The following is a 16,831-nucleotide window of genomic DNA, read 5'->3' as shown; positions in this document are numbered from 1 at the left end:
AATTCAAAATTCAAAACAGCTTATTCGTATTCCCTCGTCCCGAACTGATTAGCGATCTGAGAGCATGATGAAGAATACATTCTCTAACTCCTTTTCAAATTTGAGAGTTTTCACTAAGTCGGCTTCTTGAGAGAAGATAGAATCGATGATGATCATGTCCGGTTTAGCTGACAGGGCTTTACGGATACATTCTTGGGGATCTGAGGCTTCAATCACGTTGTATCCCTGAGTTTGCAATACATCCGATATAGTTTTTAAAGTTGACGCGTTTTGATCAACAACCAAAACCTTCTTACTAGAAATACCCTGGGAAAGGAGCGAGCCAATTTCATTGAGAAGTTCTTCTGTATTGATAGGCTTGGTGAGATAGCGATCAATCCCAATGTGGTGACCGCGTTCTTTATTTTCCACAATTGAGAGAATGATGATGGGAATGTCTGCGGTTAGGGGATCGTTTTTCAAAACAGCCGCTACATCAAAACCGTTAATTTGGGGCATCATCACATCCAGAACAATCAAATCAGGGGAGGATATTTTGATTTGATGAATCGCATCCATACCATCTTTGGCTTCCCGAACGTTGTAGCCTTCATTTTCTAGTTGTTGACGGAGTAGTTCTCGAATATTGGCATCATCATCGACAACAAGAATGGTTTTGCGGTTTTCGCTGCATACTTGGTTGGCAGTGATGACGTGTTCTTTCAGTTGTCTGACTAAGGCATCGAGATTGAGATTAGCATTGGTGTTGTGATTGCTAGCGTAGATGGGAATGTGGAAAGAGAAGACGCTACCATGACCTGGTTCACTTTCCACCCAGATTCTGCCACCATGATGTTCGACAATTTGTTTACAGATGGGTAGTCCTAACCCTGTACCTTTGGGTTTGTCGGTGAGGGTATCGCCAACTTGGCGGAATTTCTCAAATACTTTAGGCTGGTCTTCTGGGGCAATACCAACACCTGTATCAATGACACTGATACATACACCATCTTTGTCTTGTTTGACGCGACAGGTAACAGAGCCAAATTCAGTAAACTTAACGGCATTAGAAATTAAATTGATCAGGACTTGTAATAGACGATTGCGATCGCCTATGATTTGCGGCAATCCAGATTCAATTTCTGTGAGCAACTGTAGACCATTAGTTTCAAATAATGCAGCTGTGGAAGTAGTCGCCCAATCCAATAACTCACCAGGGTCGATGGGCTGCATTTGCCATTCCACCTTACCTGCTTCCATCTTGGCAATGTCTAAAACATCGTTAATCAAAGATGTGAGTCGTTCTGCTTCCGACACAATAATATTGAGATTGTCACCCACCCGCTTGATGGTTTTTTGCAGTTTACGATCTTCGGTGGACAGGATGGGGAATACATCTTTTTGCAGTTTTTCTTGAATGATGGAGGCAAAACCAAGGACAGAAGTTAGTGGTGTCCTGAGTTCGTGGGAAACTGTGGAGATAAAATCAGTTTTCATTTTGTCGATTTCTTTTTCCGCCGTTACATCCCGAATCAACAGCGCTGAACCAAAGCAAGCGGCAACTTCCTGGGTGTCTGTCCGCTTAAAGATCGCTGTCCCTACGGCTTGCCCAATGCGGTCTTTCGCCAGTGCTACATCAGCAGTAAACACCTCTCCAGGATGGGATCGAGTATGTTCAATCAAATCTGCTAAACCGAATATAGGTAGTTCCTGATAATGTCCACTCAGGGTATTGGCTGTTAATCCGTGCATAGCTAAAAACGCAGGATTGTAATGGGTAATTTGTCCTGTGGTGTCCACTACCAACAAACCATCTGCCAAGTTATCTAAAATGGCATTTAATCCTTGGGCTTCAGCTAGGGTATTTTGCAGCGCCGCCGTCCGTTCTGCTACTCTGGCTTCCAGTTGTTGATTGAGTTGTCTTAAAGCCATTTCTGCCAGCTTGCGGTCATGAATATCGGTACAGGTGCCAATCCATTCTTGAATACTGCCATCTTGTTTTAAGACTGGAACACCACAAACCGAGAAGTAGCGGTAAGTGCCATCTTTGCCACGTAGCCGATATTCGGTTTGGTAAATACTCCGGTTCGCTACAGCCCCATTCCAGGCTTCTAAGGAACGGGTGCGGTCATCGGGGTGAATGGGATCAAGCCAACCCCAACCCTCAACCTCCGCTTCACTCTGTCCTGTATAAGCTATCCAAGTGAGCATTTCGCTACTGATTCCCCATCCTTCTGGGGTTGTTCCCCAAACAATTTGGGAACTAGCAGTTACCAAAGAGCGATATCGTTCCTTCAGACGTTGATTTTCGGCTTCGGCTAACTTGCGATCGTGAATATCTGTACAGGTGCCAATCCACTCCCGGACATTGCCATCTTCTTCAATAACGGGAGCGCCCCAAACCCAAAAGTAGCGATAATTGCCATCCTTGCCACGAATCCGGTATTCAATTTGGTATTGACTACGGTTGGCTACAGCAATACCCCAGGCTTCTCCGGTGTAGCCCCGATCATCGGGATGAACAGCATCAATCCACCCTCCGTTCTCAGCTTCCGCTAAAGTTTGTCCTGTGTAAGCGATCCAGTCTTTGAGTTCAAAGCAAATTCCTTCTGGTGAACTGACCCAAATAATTTGTGTATTAGTTGTCACCAGAGAGCGGTATCGTGCTTCGCTCTGTTTCAAGATTTTTTCTGATTGTTGACGTTCTTTTTGGGTTTGTCTGATGTTGCTAATGTCTTCTACACTCGACCACATCAGCTTCTCGCCATCTTTCTCAATCATCACAGTGGAAACTTTCACCGGAACCAAGTGTCCATCTTTGTGCAGATACTCTTGCTCATAGGCTTCGTAACAACCGGTCTGTTCTAGTTGCTCTAGTATGGTTCGCTCGGAGGCAAGATAGTTTTCAGGAGTAATTTGCCAGTAGTTTAAGTTGAGGGTTTCTGAGACAGTTCTCCCCAAAATGGTGGCATAAGTGGGATTAACATCTATCAATGCGCCATTTTTTCGCCACAATACTAGACCAACAGGACATTTTTCCCAAAGGAGGCGATTACATTCATCAAGTTGGTTAGACATGGTTGTGGTTTCCTTGGTGATTAATTGGTGTAGGCTGAGAACAACAGAACCAGGACAACAAGGTGGCGTAAAGTTTTAACGAAATTGGGTTACGCTGAAAAATTTGGTAAATTTGCTCAGAAGATGCAGTATCAACGCCTGGACTCTGTTCGGAAAGTTGGCGGATTAGTTGAGTATGACGGAGCAGCAATTCTGTTGGTTTGAAGGTGGGAGTTGTCGAGGGAATGAAACCATCTGCATCAGCAGTTGGGGATAGTTCGCTTGTAGGGGTTGGTAAGGTTGCAGTGTTCAGGTCAGGAATCAGACGATTTTGCTCTTTAGCCACTTCCATTGCTGAACAGTTGACTGGGATTTGAATCCAAAATTCTGTACCTTGACCTGGTTGAGAACGACATTTGAGAATTCCATGATGTCTCTCTACAATAATTTGGTGGCTGATGGCCATGCCTAACCCAGTTCCTTTACCAACCTCTTTCGTGGTGAAGAAGGGATCATAAATGCGTCCCATGATATCTTCCTTGATTCCTGAGCCATTGTCGGCAATGTGAATCACCACCCATTGATCATCTAGGGCTTCGGTGCGAATGGTGATTTGGGGTTTAGTCAAAAGTCCATAGTCCATAGTCAATAGTTTAGGGTTGTTGACTGTTGACTCTTGACTGTTGACTCTTGACTCTTCTAAAGCATCAATGGCATTTGCCAAGATGTTCATAAACACCTGATTCAACTGTCCTGGGTAGCACTCAATTAAAGGAAGTTGGGCATAGTCTTTAACGACTTCAATTTCTGAATAATTAGGGCCAGCTTTCAGACGATGGCGGAGAATCATTAGCGTCCCGTCAATGCCATCTTGAATGTTGACGGTTTTCATTTCGGCTTCGTCATGGCGGGAGAAATTCTTCAGGGATTTGACAATTTCTACAATGCGATCTGTGCCAACTTTCATGGAGTCCAGCAATTTGGGCAAATCGTCCCGAATAAATTCCAGATCAATATTGTCTAAATCTAATTCCATCTCAGATGGAGCCACAGGTAAGAATTTCTGATACTCATGCAATAGGTATAGTAAGTCATTGGCGTATTCGGCAACGTACCTCAAATTCCCACAAATGAAGTTAACTGGATTGTTGATTTCGTGGGCAACTCCGGCCATGAGTTGCCCCAAACTCGACATTTTTTCGCTTTGGATTAACTTCGTTTGTGCTAATTGCAATTCATGGAGAGCTTGCTGAAGTTTTTCTGTTTGGGCTTTCGCTTGGGCGGTGGCTTGAGTGCTTTGTTCATAAAGCAAGGCTTTTTCAATAGCGATCGCAGTTTGTGAGGCAAAAATACTTACAAGCTTGAGGTGTTCAGCTTTGTATGCTTCGGTTTTGGTTGTACCAATGGCGATCGCTCCCAATATCCGATCTTTCGCTCGCAAGGGTACGCAAATCAGTGCGTTGACGTTTTTTTGCTCATATATCCGCCGATCAGCTGGTAAATTATTGATCAGCTCTGCCCGACCAGATTGTACAATGCTGCCAATAATTCCCTGGCCTGGTTGCGGTTGATTTTGTTGAAAAAGCTGACCAAATTCTGCAATAGTTTCAAAGGCAGTTTTATCTGGGCTGAGGAGCAGAATTATCCCCGCAGACGATTCCATCAGTTGACTCAATTCTTTGAGAACCAGTTGAGCAATCTGTCGAGTATCTAAACTTCTAGTCAGTTGAGTGGAGATATCCTCAAACAAATCAATTTCTTGGTATCGCTCCAACAATTCTTTAGCCAGCTCTTTCTTCTCTGCTTCTTGTTTTGCCAAAAATGACAGCAAACTAGCTACTATGCTGGCCTGTTCTTCACCAACAACCCAGCCGATGATCTCTCCCGACACTTCAATTGAATGTCGGTGTTGTGAAGTTTGCTCCCCAATACTCAGCAGTTTTGTGCCGTCTACTAGCTCCACATCAATCGCTACCTTGATTTGCTCAACTAAGTTTTGCAGAAGTAAAGGTAACTCTTTTTTGCTAAAAATCTTTTTGAGGTTAATTGCGGACATACAACACCTCACCTAAAGCACCTTGTAAATTAGCTACTGTCAAACCAACACGGTGATTAATTTCATCCCAGAACAGAACAACATCACTTGCCATTAGTTGCTGTCTTGCTTTTTGTCCGATGTACCTAGCACCCCCCCATAGAAGAGTTATTGCCATAAAATTTTAAAAATATATGAATTTACTATCAAGACTAGTCTTCCCAAAAAAAATGGCAGCATAACGGTAAAGTTAAGCTGCCGTAAAGTAGAAAGTAGGGAGCAAGAGGAGAATACCTTTCTTACTCACTACTCAGCACTAAAATTACAACCAAGCTCGGTCATATTGAACTGGCCAGTGTTTCTCGTGTCCTAGTTCTTTAGCTGCTAGGTGAGGCCAGTAGGGATTGCGGAGGAGTTCACGTCCTAATAAAACTATGTCGGCGACACCAGCGCGAATAATTTGGTCGGCTTGTTCTGGGGATGTAATTAAACCTACTGCCCCAGTAGCAATATTGGCTTCTTTACGGATACGTTCGGCAAACTGAGCTTGGTATCCAGGTTTTACAGGTATATTAATACCCGGTATAACCCCACCGGAAGAAGCATCTATTAAGTCTACGCCTAAAGATTTTAGTTTGTCACTGATGGCAATACTTTGTTCAATATCCCATCCTTTATCTACCCAATCTGTAGCAGAGAGGCGTACAAATAAGGGGTATGATTCTGGCAATACCTCTCGCACAGCCTCAACTACTTCTCGTAATAAACGGGTACGATTTTCAAAGCTACCGCCGTAATCATCTTGGCGTTGGTTAACTAGGGGAGAAAGAAATTGGTGCAGTAAATAGCCGTGGGCTGCATGAATTTCTATAACTTTGAATCCAGCTTGCAGGGAACGTTTGGTGGCTTGGACAAAGGCTTGAATAACTTGCTGGATACCTTCAATACTTAAAGCTTCAGGTACTGGGCTTTCTTTACTAAAAGCGATCGCACTGCTAGATACCACAGGTCGCCAACCTTCCTGAGATTCATCTATAAATTTCCCCCCTTTGCTGGGTTTAGAGGTGCTGGCTTTTCTCCCTGCATGAGCTAGTTGAATAGCCGCTACTGCACCAAAGTTATGAATCAAGCTGACGGTTCTCGCTAAAGCTTCTATATGTGCATCCGACCAAATTCCCAAATCTTGGGGGCTAATTCGTCCGCGAGCTTCCACAGCCGCCGCCTCGGTCATTACCAAACCCGCTCCACCAACTGCACGAGAAGCTAAATGAACCAAGTGCCAGTCATTAGCAAAGCCATTGGTACTGGAATATTGACACATCGGCGATAAGGCGATGCGATTGCGAAAAGTAACTTCACGAATTCTTAGTGGTTCAAATAGATGAGTCATTAGTTATTAATTCCTTCTCTTGCTAGGTGAAAGAAATTTGGAAATATTGAAGTTAGGAGGAGACAGAAGGCTTTTCCTGGGGATACCTTTTGAGAAGCAAGTTACGTATCTAAAGCCATGAGCAACATCCTAAGTAAGATATTTGTCCCCCTGCTTTCTTCCCCCAAGCCCGCCTTCATTCTTGGCTGTAGAATTTTTTCATTGAGACTGGCTTCCGCTTTGTTAATGCTTCCTGTATATCTTCACAACTACATTCCCAAATATCTTGTTGGCCTTTTCCTTGATCAATTTTTAACTGTAAATTATCCGGTAATTTTGTGTTTTGCCAATGTGAATTAACTTCTACCCATAATAGTTCTCTTTCAAGTTGTCCAAAAAACATGATTGCTGTTCCCTTTACTACAAAAAACATTAATTATTTCTTCAGAGTTTTACTATTTAGTTGTCTTTAATTTAATATTTTATTAATGTTAATAGCTGAAATAATATGTTTGTAAATAGAGATTGAAAATGCTCTTCGACAAGATAAATATTTTGCATAAACCCTATGCTACATCCTTTTTCATCTATTTTAAATAGCGAATAATATTAGTTATTATTAGTAATTTTTTTAGGTAATATTGCTCATTGTCTGCCATATTCTCAAGGTAAATACTTGGTATTTTAAACTAGCATTGCCAGCTATTCCCACATATTTTATTAATCTAAAACACGATATATCTTATCTTTGTGGTTGAAAATTGTTCCTACAAAGATACTAGAGGTAAAATAGTTTTCCATTGTTGACTAAAATTACCTGAACTCCAAGTTGCTAAATTCTTTGATGGTTCACCAGCCATAAGTAAAATGTAAGTCTCCTAAGTGGTTCAACCTCAAGTCCCATGATTCAGATGAATATCTATTTAGCAATTTAATATCACTATAGTACATTAAATCTATGAGTTTACCGTATTAGATAAGTATGAGATTTGCATAGATTAAGGAAAAACACAAGGGGATATTAAGATTTAGTGATATTGCTAGGGAAAACTGTAATTTTGGCTACAAAAATTTGCCAAAAATAAAGGACAAGAGTAAATCTTGTCCTAAATCACAAAAATAGCAAATGGTGTGTCAAATACGTCAGATGCTCCTGATGACATTAACTTTTTGTGGTCGTGTCTGTGTAAAACTTTAACCGACCAACGCTGAGACACTGCCCAGCAGTTTGCTTTCCAGAAGGAAAAGCTATTACATCAAATAAATATACCCCATCATAGGAAGGATTGCGATTAGGCCGCAGACCAATTGTCACGATTTGCCCAGGTGGTATAAGAAAATCAAAGGTGACAGTTATAATTTGTGCTTGAGCGTCCCTGATTAGCGGCTTTACTCCTAAGTTTTGTCCTTTGCTGTTGTGAGTACCGACAAAAGCGATCGCCTTATTTACCTGAAACTCAATATTCTCACTACAAATTCTTTGAGTAAAAGTCGCTTTTTGCAAGGCTTCCCCGGTTGTGGCTGGTACTTTTACAATGAAATAGTATGTGGGATATCCCTCAACTCTTTAATCAGCATCAGGCCACAATCGTTATAATTCTCTGCTGATAAAACTTTGCAATTAATATTAAGAATAATTTGGCAAGTTTATAGACTTGTTAGGGATGATGTAATTGAGTTTTCAAACTGGTGAAGTGTAGGGAAGTGTAACAGCTCCCTTTCTTTTAGTGGCTGCTTAAGCGATAAACAATAACATCTTGCATAACTTGCATGAAAATCACTGTACAAAAATATCTCTTGATGGGTGTAAAAATTGGTGTAAGCGAAATATGTACACCAAAAAGCACACGACGGCACACAGCAGCAGGAAAGCTACTTGGCTTTTATATAAGTTATGCTTTATGCAAGAGCCTGTATAAGGTTAAAAGGAATGCCAGGAACGAGACTTGAACTCGTGACACGAGGATTTTCAGTCCTCTGCTCTACCAACTGAGCTATCCCGGCTTGTTTTTTTCTTGACCACGATTAATCAATGTAGCAAACATAAAACGATTTGGCAATAGTTTTCGTAAAAAAGATTTATGCTGCCTTGAAGTACAACTTTACCCAAATAAATACAGCCACAAACAGGAACACCTGGATCAGAACAATGCTAGGGCCAGAGGCGAGATTGAAAGCACCTGATAGCACAATGCCAATGATGCTACTGGCAGCACCAACTAGCATTGACATGACAAGATAGTGCTGAAAGTGGTGACTCATCAACTTAGCGGTAGCAGCCGGAATCACTAAAAAGGCGTTTACTAGCAGGACACCAACAGCTTTAATGGCCACAGCTACTGCTAATGAAAGTAGGACTACGAACCCATAACGGTACAGTTGAACAGGAACACCCTGAACTTTTGCCACATCTAAGTTCAGGGTCAATAAAATTTGTTGTCGTAGGGTTGAAAGTAAAAATACACTACTGGTTACCAGTACGAGAAATGTCAAAATTAAGTCTGTGCTATCAATAGCCAGAATATCGCCAAACAAGACCCCTATTAAGTTACCGCGATATCCTTGAATTAAGTTAGTGAGAATAACACCGATCGCCAATGCACCAGAGAGGACTATACTGAGTACGCTATCACTACCTAAATCTGTCTGGTCGATTAAATAAAGGACGACAACACCAAAAACTAAAGTAAAGGGCAGTAGCATGGAAGTAGGGTTAACTTGTAACAGCACACCCAACACTACCCCTACCAAGGCTGCGTGACCAACGGCATGACTAAAAAATGATAGCTGGCGTAAGGTGACAAAACTGCCCAGTAAACCCCCTAGTACTCCCATTAAAACAGCACCTGCGATCGCCCGTTGCATAAAAGGGAATTGCAGCAAACTCACCAAATCTTCAACACTCGCCACACCGATTAGACAGCAAGAGTTAGGAGGCAGGAGGTAGAAGGTTGTGGTTAGCATACAATCAGTTGTTTATTTTTATTATCAGAATTCATTGCATCCATATTCAAGCTAGTGGGTACTTTCACCACACATTACTACAAAGTATCTCTGAATTTCTAAACTTTTTAATGTGATTAAAGTATATAATTGTATTTATAATCTACTCTTGTTAATAAATTGTTTTAAACATCTATCTCAAATTTAACTATTCCTCAATTAAATCATTATAGTTGACAAATTCACATGATTAAGACTCACACAAATTGTACTGTAGAAGAAATAAATGTAAGTAGTGTTACACCTCTAATAAACGAAGTCTTGAGTACTGAAAAATCACAGCGCATGGCTGATTTTTTCAGTTTTTTAGGTGATGCTAATCGATTACGAATTCTTTCTTTTCTAGCTACAAAAGAACTATGTGTGAGTGATATAGCTACACTACTAGAAATGAGTGAATCTGCTGTTTCTCATCAATTAAGAAATTTACGTGCCATGCGTTTAGTCAGTTACCGTAAGCAAGGTCGTCATGTATTTTATCGCCTACATGATAATCATATTCTGGAGCTTTATCAGGCTGTGGCGGAGCATTTAGACGAAAAAGATTAACTCTAAATTCAGTAAATAAATAAAAGAGTTTGGTCTACTTGGATATTGTGATTTTTCCTAATGGTGATGTTCGTAGCGACTAAAACCAGGCCCGTAAGTTGCTAATAAGTTTTGGGGTGAAAGTGCTATTTCTGGCTGACCAGTACAAACAACTGTTTGGTTAAGACAAAGTACGCGATCGCAGTGGCGGCTGACCATATCAATATCATGGGAAACTTGCAAAACAGTCCAACCTTCCTGCTGCTTTAATTCGTTCAGCATGGCATAAAAATCGGCTGCACCCTGCATATCAACTCCCGCAAAGGCTTCATCGAGAACCAAGATTTTTCGAGGTATGACCAAACAGTAAGCCAGCAAAATCCGCTTTAGTTGACCACCACTAAGAGTCCCGATAGCTTGATTTCGCAGATGGTAAGTATCAGTTCTGTTAAGTGCTGTGGCGATCGCTGCTGATTTTTCCCGGCTTTGAATCCTTAACTTGGAGAAAAATGAAGATTTGTGATGGCGAGTTTCACCAACCCATCCTAGTCCTACCAATTCTTCCACAGAAATGGGAAAGCTACGGTCAAAAATAAAATTTTGTGGCATATAGCCTAAAAGATGGCGTAAATTTCCTAACCTATTTATGGGACGACCAAAGATTTCAATTTGACCGACGCTGCGGGGAATCAAATCTAAAATTGCTTTTACCAAAGTGCTTTTACCAGCGCCGTTAGGCCCGACTATCGCTGTATCTGTTCCTGGTAATAAAGTAAAAGAAACATCTCGAATCGCTAAATAATTACCTTGATATACTGTCAAATTTTCTACTTTTAAAATGGGCGAGTTCATTAGTCCTATCTGGGAAATATGTGAGATGTCAAGAGATTTTCATAGTTGTTTGTGGGTGACTATCATGAGTAGATGACGGGAAAAAAGCGATGAAGACTCAGCATCAGATCAACTCCCTGCCACCGATAACATAACTCTGATATACCCAAGTCATGATTTCTACTTACAACCCGTTTCTATAGTTTGCAAATTATCTTTCATTGCTTGGAAGTAATATTGGGGATTGGTATCACCACTTTCTAAAGAGTTGAGAGAACGCAAAGTTAAATTCAAATCTTTGGATAAACTGGTAAGTAATTTGTTGTCTACACCTGGTTCACTGAACAAAGCTTTTACTTTATATTTTTTAACTGTGTTAACTGTTTTTTGTACATCTGTTGGTGAAAGTTGATCTTCAGGAACTTGGACTACAGCAACTTGCCGCAAATTATAGCGTTGAGCCAAATAAGGAAAAGCATCATGGAAGGTAATAAATGTACAATTAGGAGTTTTCTGCAAAGTTTTCTGAAACTCGTTATGTAAATTGTCTAACTCTTGCATATAAGCCTCAGCATTAGCTTGATAGGTCGCTTTATTTGCCGGATCAGCCGCAATTAAACCATCTCGAATATTTTCTACTTGCTGTTTTGCTAACACTGGATCTAGCCAAACATGGGGGTTACCTTCAGAATGTTCATGGTCATGATCGTGGTCTTTGGTTCCTGTTTCTACAACAGGTGAAATTTCATTTAAAACTTTGATGTTTTTACTAGCATCTATTTGGGTTAATTGAGGATTTTGGGCATTTTTTACCGTATTGTCGAGAAATTCTTCCAAACCTAACCCATTTTTGACTAAAACATTAGCTGTGGCGATCGCTTTCACATTACTTGGTGTTGCTTGGTAATCATGTACTTCCGTGTTAGGTGGGATTAAAAGTGATACATCTGCGGCTTCTCCAGCTACAGCTTTGGTAAATAAATATGTTGGTAAAATCGTTGCCACTACCTTAGTTTTTGGCTGCTGCACTGACGGAATAGAGGCAGCCTCCTTTGCTGTTGGCGACTGTTGGGCAGTTGTTCCCTGATTACTATTCGATTGGTCACAACCAACCGTCATGGACAACATTAGCAAGGCTATTAAGGACATGATGCCATTTTGCTGTCTACCTACTTTACTTCTGATGTGAGTCCAAATCACGGTATTTTCCCCTTCATAAGGATGCTGACGCGGTTGTTGCCACAATCAACATAGATTTTGACAATGATACTTATTGTACATTGCTATATTATAATAATTCTCATTCTCATATACTGAAGACAATAAATTTATTGCCAGCAATCATAGGAGTGTTTTGCGGGTGTTGTGTTACATATCTCTCACTCCACCGAATGTACTGGTTGAGAGATGTTCTCTTTACATAAAATGGATGAATTACGAATTCTTGACTTTTAATGTGACAAAAATTGCTAAGTGCTGCTAATATCTTGGGAATACTTTTGAAGTAAATATTATTTCAAATGAACTTGGTATATCTATTGCCAAGAAGAAGATGTGTGTGAGTAAAGTGTGAGGAGAAAAATGCAGAAAATATGGAAGTATTGGCTGGTTAATCCAGTAATTTGCAGCACAATGCTATTTTCTGGCGCTGCGGCCTTTGCAGGAGAAACCCCTGCCACAACAGAAATAAATGAAACCTCAAAAATAGCTAATGCAGACCTAGCTACTCAACAAGAGGTAATGTCACAAGTTACCTCAGTTTCTCAGTTTTCCGACGTACAACCTACAGACTGGGCTTTCCAAGCATTGCAATCACTGGTAGAACGTTATGGTTGTATTGCAGGGTATCCCAACGGGACATACCGTGGTAATCGCGCCCTCACCAGATATGAATTTGCCGCAGGCTTGAACGCTTGTTTAGATCGAGTCAATGAACTCATCGCTACTGCCACGGCGGAGTTAGTCACAAAAGAAGACTTAGCTACACTACAAAAGCTACAAGAAGAGTTTTCTGCGGAACTAGCAACATTAAGAGGTCGAGTTGATGCTTTAGAAGCACGTACCTCGGAATTAGAAGCCAATCAATTCTCAACTACAACAAAGCTGCAAGGACAAGTAGTATCAGTTATCAGCGATGTCTTATCAGGCGATCGCGTCAATAATGCAGATATCGTCGATACAAATACTACTCTGGGAGTACGGGCGCGATTAGAACTTGTCTCCAGCTTCACTGGGCAAGATACCTTGTTCACCAGAATTGAAGCTAACAACATTACTAGCCCCGACATTAATACTCCAGAAGGTAACCTATTCTTCGCTAGTGCTGCACCTAGTACTAACGCTGCTATTGGTACTTTGTGGTATGGCTTTCCCTTAGGCAAGAACACCCAAGCCAAGCTAATTGCTGTTGGCGGCGCAGCAGACGACCTCACCAGTACCGTAAACATATTTGATGGAGATGGTGCTTTTGGTGCTTTAACTACCTTTGGTACACGTAACCCGATTTATGGGCAGATAGGTGGTACTGGTCTTGGTGTCACTCACCAGTTTAGTGATAAATTAGCCTTGAGCTTGGGTTATTTGAGCGGTACAGCAAATAACCCATCACCCCAAAACGGTTTATTTGATGGCGCTTATGGTGCATTAGCGCAACTGACAGTTAGACCAAGCGCTCGCACCAGTGTTGGCTTAACATATATCAATTCTTATCGGCAACCTCTAGCCACTGGTAGTAACGCTGCAACCACCTTCCAAGGTTTAGACGAAAGATTCTCCAGCAATTCCTACGGTCTCCAAGCTTCCATCGGTCTCAGTGAAAAATTAGTCTTGGGTGGATGGGCTGGTTACACCAATAGCCGCATCTTGACAGGCGATCGTGGAGATGTTGATATTTGGAACTATGCTGTTACTCTTGGTTTCCCCGACCTTGGGAAAAAAGGTAACTTAGCCGGTATCATTGCTGGGATGGAACCAAAAGTCACAAGTTCTAGCGTTGCTGGACTAGATAGAGATAGAGATACTTCCTATCATGTGGAAGCATTTTATCAATACAAAGTCAGTGACAATATCACCATCACACCAGGCATTATCTGGTTAACATCACCAGACCACAATGACAATAATGATGATGTTGTTATTGGTGCGTTGAGAACCACATTTAGTTTCTAATTTCTCTAAACTCACCAAAAAGACGCAAAGTAATTCTTTGCGTCTTTTTTATGGGAAATCAAAAATGGGTAATTGGTAATAATTTTCTTTTACCCTCTGCACTCAGTCCCCAATCCCCAGTCCCCAGTCCCCAATCCCCAATTCCCAACCCTATTCCAAACCATCATTACCAACAGCAGCCCTAACCAGTGATGTAAATTCATCTAATGTGAGATTGCCGTATCTGAGTCTGTCCACTACAGCACCCCTAATAGACCCGCCTACATCGTATGGAAGTTTAGCTAGTCCACCAGTATGTAGTGTTAGGGCTGGATATGCTGCATGAGTAATAGGATCTATATACGAAAATGCTGTAACTGTATACGCACCGTTGAATCCTGCAAAATAAGTTCCTTTCGGTGCGACCGCCTCAGCTGCAATAGTTGATAGATAAGCACCAGGAGTAAGATACACTGCTGCACCTGCAAAGACAGCAGGCTCTCCAGAACTGAAGTCGGAGATTGGGTCTTCTATTATTGCTTGGGCTGATGCTGGAGTTGATGCAAAGCTTAAGCAAGCAATAAAACCTGTTAGAGCTACACTAGCTTTCAATATCAAGCCAGTAACGCCAGAAAATAATTTCATATAAATCCTATGTTTTTAGAGGTTGAGCTTGATTTGTTAGATATTTGGATATACTCTTTACAAGAATTGAATTGAGAGATGTTTAACTTAAAGATGAACTAATAACAAATATATGTTATCTAGATAATTTTATGTATGTAAATAAAGGCAGTTAATTAGACATTAAATCGTCATAATAATAGACATAAAACTCTTAATAATGTTCTTTTTATTCTTTACTAAATTGCTCAAAGTATTACTAATAAAAATAAACACCATCAATAACATGATCAATTTTAGTATTTCGTCTTATTATTACTCTTCATGCCGATCGCCTAAATTTCTGTTCTTGATGGCGCTGCTGTAACTTGTGCATATGATTGAATAAATGCCAGCAATATTCTTCCGGTAATCCGCAGGTAACTGCACCCCTAAGAACAACATTGAAGTACCAGTCATTAGGTGCAACTTCTTCCTCTAATTTATTCACCACTACGTATGTGCGAACATCTTGATACACTCGACTGTGGCTGTGAATCTCTACTGATTCATGACGATAGAGGTTTTGGGATACACCTTCACGTTGATCTAAGTATTCACTTAGGCGTAAAGGTAATTGGTAAAGTACGCCTTTAACACTGGCTTTGGGGTCTTTAACTATATCTAAAACGCCACATTTACGGCTTGGTAAATAGAGATAAAATCCCAAACGATAACCTTTCAATACTCCAGGGCCGATAATATAAGGGTGCGTGTTCTCACCAAGCGATCGCTTCAAATCCACCGGACACATACAACTGCCATAAGCAAAATAATAAAACATCGGCTCTTTGTGAGGCGGCGATTTCATCTCTAACTGTGCAGGATGATGAGATTGCACCCAAGTATGGTGTGGGCGCGTACTTTGATGGCTCATTGATCCCTGGAAGTATATGGTACTATCAGAGTTATACTACATTCATCTTCAGTATTCAACTAAATCTCGATAGATAAACCGTAGTTTAAGATGTAGGCTGAAGAGTCGTTTTCCTTACGTCCTGCATTAAAATATTTTCGGCGCTGTATAAATGCGTGATGATTTCTATCACGCAATAGACGCTTTGCTGCTTGCCACAAGCATCAGAACTTTTTAAGACAGAGACGCAAAGAGCAATTGTTGATAATATATCAAGCTAAACAACTAGCAATTGTTGCTAAAACGGACTGAGAAAGCGTAGGCAAATCATAGCCACCTTCTAAGCCAAATAAAATTTTACGGGTTATTCCTAAACAATAATTAGAGAATAAGCCATAGTCTTGTGGTTGTAAATTGACGCTAGCTAGAGGATCGTCAGCATTACCATCATAACCAGCGCTAACAATCAGTAAATCTGGTTGAAACTCCGATAAAAACGGGATTATCTTTTTCTCCCATAATGGCTGATATACAGCCAGATCACTACCAGGTGGTACGGGCAGATTTAACACATTATTATGGAAACCCTTTTCTGTGGCTCTACCTGTCCCAGGATAACAGGGGTACTGATGGAGGGAACAGTAAGCAATTTGGGGATTAACTTCCACGATCGCCTGTGTACCATTACCATGATGTACATCCCAATCGATAATAGCGACACGGTTAATTCCTGGCTGTTCTAAGGCATAATAAGCGGCGATCGCTGCATTAGAAAATAGACAAAATCCCATCCCTGCATCGCCTTCTGCATGGTGTCCTGGTGGACGCGCCAGCACAAAGGCGGGATTTGCCGACTCTAACACAGCATCCATCCCGTTTAACCAAGCACTCACCGCTAATAAAGCCACATCATAACTACGAGGTGAGACTGGTGTATCGCCATCCAAATAACCGCCGCCAGTAGTAGCGATCTCCCTGACCTTATTCACATAACCTGGGCTATGAACCTTAACCAAAAGCGGCATTACAGATGAGTTTTCTAGGGCTGGTGTAGGTTCAACCCAGGTAATTTTTTCCGCAAACGCTGCTTGTTTTATTGCATTAACAATTGCTGTCAAACGTTCTGGACTTTCTGGGTGATATTTGCCAGTTTTGTGATCTAGAAACTCATCAGAATATATGACTGGAAACATGGCAGGAGATGGACAGCATGATACTGAATGCCATTGTATCGTCTGTTAAGGACTGGGGATTGCTTTACTTCTCACTCCCTATCTTTTGAACTGCTTAGGGACTTCCAGATAAAAAAATATCCCAAGTGTAGGGTGCGTCAGTGCGAGAAAACCTAGCTACACCAAGAAAT

Annotated in this window: 13 protein-coding genes, 1 tRNA gene and 1 pseudogene; 2 read left to right on the top strand and 13 right to left on the bottom strand. The window is 41.1% G+C overall.

Annotated features, from left to right (window positions below; translation table 11 throughout):
- Positions 1-48: 48 nt before the first annotated feature.
- The 8 genes and pseudogenes from ACM5QX_RS17160 to ACM5QX_RS17125 all read right to left on the bottom strand — a co-directional run bounded on the left by ACM5QX_RS17160 (position 49) and on the right by ACM5QX_RS17125 (position 9,404).
- Positions 49-3,057 carry a PAS domain S-box protein gene (locus ACM5QX_RS17160; RefSeq protein WP_414754615.1) on the bottom strand — a complete coding sequence of 1,003 codons (3,009 nt, stop codon included), beginning with the start codon at positions 3,055-3,057 and terminating at the stop codon, positions 49-51.
- Positions 3,050-5,092, bottom strand: coding sequence for a sensor histidine kinase (locus ACM5QX_RS17155; protein ID WP_414754613.1), 2,043 nt, complete (start codon positions 5,090-5,092; stop codon positions 3,050-3,052). Before ACM5QX_RS17155 ends, ACM5QX_RS17160 begins: the two co-directional genes overlap by 8 nt.
- Complete coding sequence (locus ACM5QX_RS17150) at positions 5,079-5,249, bottom strand: hypothetical protein (RefSeq protein ID WP_011321109.1); 171 nt, start codon at positions 5,247-5,249, stop codon at positions 5,079-5,081. The genes ACM5QX_RS17155 and ACM5QX_RS17150 overlap by 14 nt, the downstream gene beginning before the upstream one ends.
- Before the next feature lie 144 nt (positions 5,250-5,393).
- Positions 5,394-6,461: an NADPH dehydrogenase NamA gene (gene namA / locus ACM5QX_RS17145; protein ID WP_414754611.1), complete on the bottom strand. Its 1,068-nt coding sequence runs from the start codon at positions 6,459-6,461 to the stop codon at positions 5,394-5,396.
- A 175-nt stretch (positions 6,462-6,636) separates the two neighbouring features.
- Complete coding sequence (locus ACM5QX_RS17140) at positions 6,637-6,873, bottom strand: hypothetical protein (protein ID WP_414754609.1); 237 nt, start codon at positions 6,871-6,873, stop codon at positions 6,637-6,639.
- A 729-nt stretch (positions 6,874-7,602) separates the two neighbouring features.
- Positions 7,603-7,980: pseudogene (locus tag ACM5QX_RS17135) on the bottom strand (DUF2808 domain-containing protein); the annotation flags it as partial.
- 391 nt (positions 7,981-8,371) lie between these two features.
- Positions 8,372-8,444, bottom strand: a tRNA-Phe gene (locus ACM5QX_RS17130).
- A gap of 75 nt (positions 8,445-8,519) precedes the next feature.
- A complete protein-coding gene (locus tag ACM5QX_RS17125; protein WP_414754607.1) occupies positions 8,520-9,404 on the bottom strand; it encodes a metal ABC transporter permease in 885 nt (294 codons plus the stop codon).
- Positions 9,405-9,629: 225 nt separating this feature from the next.
- Here ACM5QX_RS17125 and ACM5QX_RS17120 point away from each other — a divergent pair, with 225 nt between their 5' ends.
- The gene (locus tag ACM5QX_RS17120; RefSeq protein ID WP_414754606.1) at positions 9,630-9,992 is read left to right on the top strand and encodes an ArsR/SmtB family transcription factor; all 363 of its coding nucleotides are present in this window, start codon (positions 9,630-9,632) and stop codon (positions 9,990-9,992) included.
- A gap of 57 nt (positions 9,993-10,049) precedes the next feature.
- On the opposite strand, the gene ACM5QX_RS17115 is transcribed toward ACM5QX_RS17120, so the two are convergent.
- Together ACM5QX_RS17115 and ACM5QX_RS17110 are read right to left on the bottom strand one after the other, a co-directional pair.
- Entirely contained in the window at positions 10,050-10,823 is a 774-nt protein-coding gene (locus ACM5QX_RS17115; protein ID WP_011321113.1) for a metal ABC transporter ATP-binding protein, read from the bottom strand.
- Positions 10,824-10,982: 159 nt separating this feature from the next.
- Positions 10,983-12,002 carry a metal ABC transporter substrate-binding protein gene (locus ACM5QX_RS17110; protein ID WP_414754633.1) on the bottom strand — a complete coding sequence of 340 codons (1,020 nt, stop codon included), beginning with the start codon at positions 12,000-12,002 and terminating at the stop codon, positions 10,983-10,985.
- 381 nt (positions 12,003-12,383) lie between these two features.
- Here ACM5QX_RS17110 and ACM5QX_RS17105 point away from each other — a divergent pair, with 381 nt between their 5' ends.
- Positions 12,384-13,970: an iron uptake porin gene (locus tag ACM5QX_RS17105; RefSeq protein ID WP_414754604.1), complete on the top strand. Its 1,587-nt coding sequence runs from the start codon at positions 12,384-12,386 to the stop codon at positions 13,968-13,970.
- A 150-nt stretch (positions 13,971-14,120) separates the two neighbouring features.
- Here the strand turns inward: ACM5QX_RS17105 and ACM5QX_RS17100 are convergent, their stop codons facing one another.
- From ACM5QX_RS17100 to ACM5QX_RS17090, 3 genes are all read right to left on the bottom strand, one after another.
- Positions 14,121-14,594 carry a hypothetical protein gene (locus tag ACM5QX_RS17100; protein WP_414754603.1) on the bottom strand — a complete coding sequence of 158 codons (474 nt, stop codon included), beginning with the start codon at positions 14,592-14,594 and terminating at the stop codon, positions 14,121-14,123.
- 301 nt (positions 14,595-14,895) lie between these two features.
- Positions 14,896-15,489 carry a gamma-glutamylcyclotransferase gene (locus tag ACM5QX_RS17095; protein WP_414754602.1) on the bottom strand — a complete coding sequence of 198 codons (594 nt, stop codon included), beginning with the start codon at positions 15,487-15,489 and terminating at the stop codon, positions 14,896-14,898.
- A gap of 251 nt (positions 15,490-15,740) precedes the next feature.
- Entirely contained in the window at positions 15,741-16,661 is a 921-nt protein-coding gene (locus ACM5QX_RS17090) for a histone deacetylase (RefSeq protein WP_414754601.1), read from the bottom strand.
- Positions 16,662-16,831: the final 170 nt, after the last annotated feature.

The organism is Anabaena sp. CCY 9910 (genome assembly GCF_963920875.1).
Lineage (GTDB): Bacteria > Cyanobacteriota > Cyanobacteriia > Cyanobacteriales > Nostocaceae > Trichormus > Trichormus variabilis.
The sequence above is the reverse complement of the archived record's forward strand: the minus strand, read 5'-3'. Positions and strand labels throughout refer to the sequence as shown.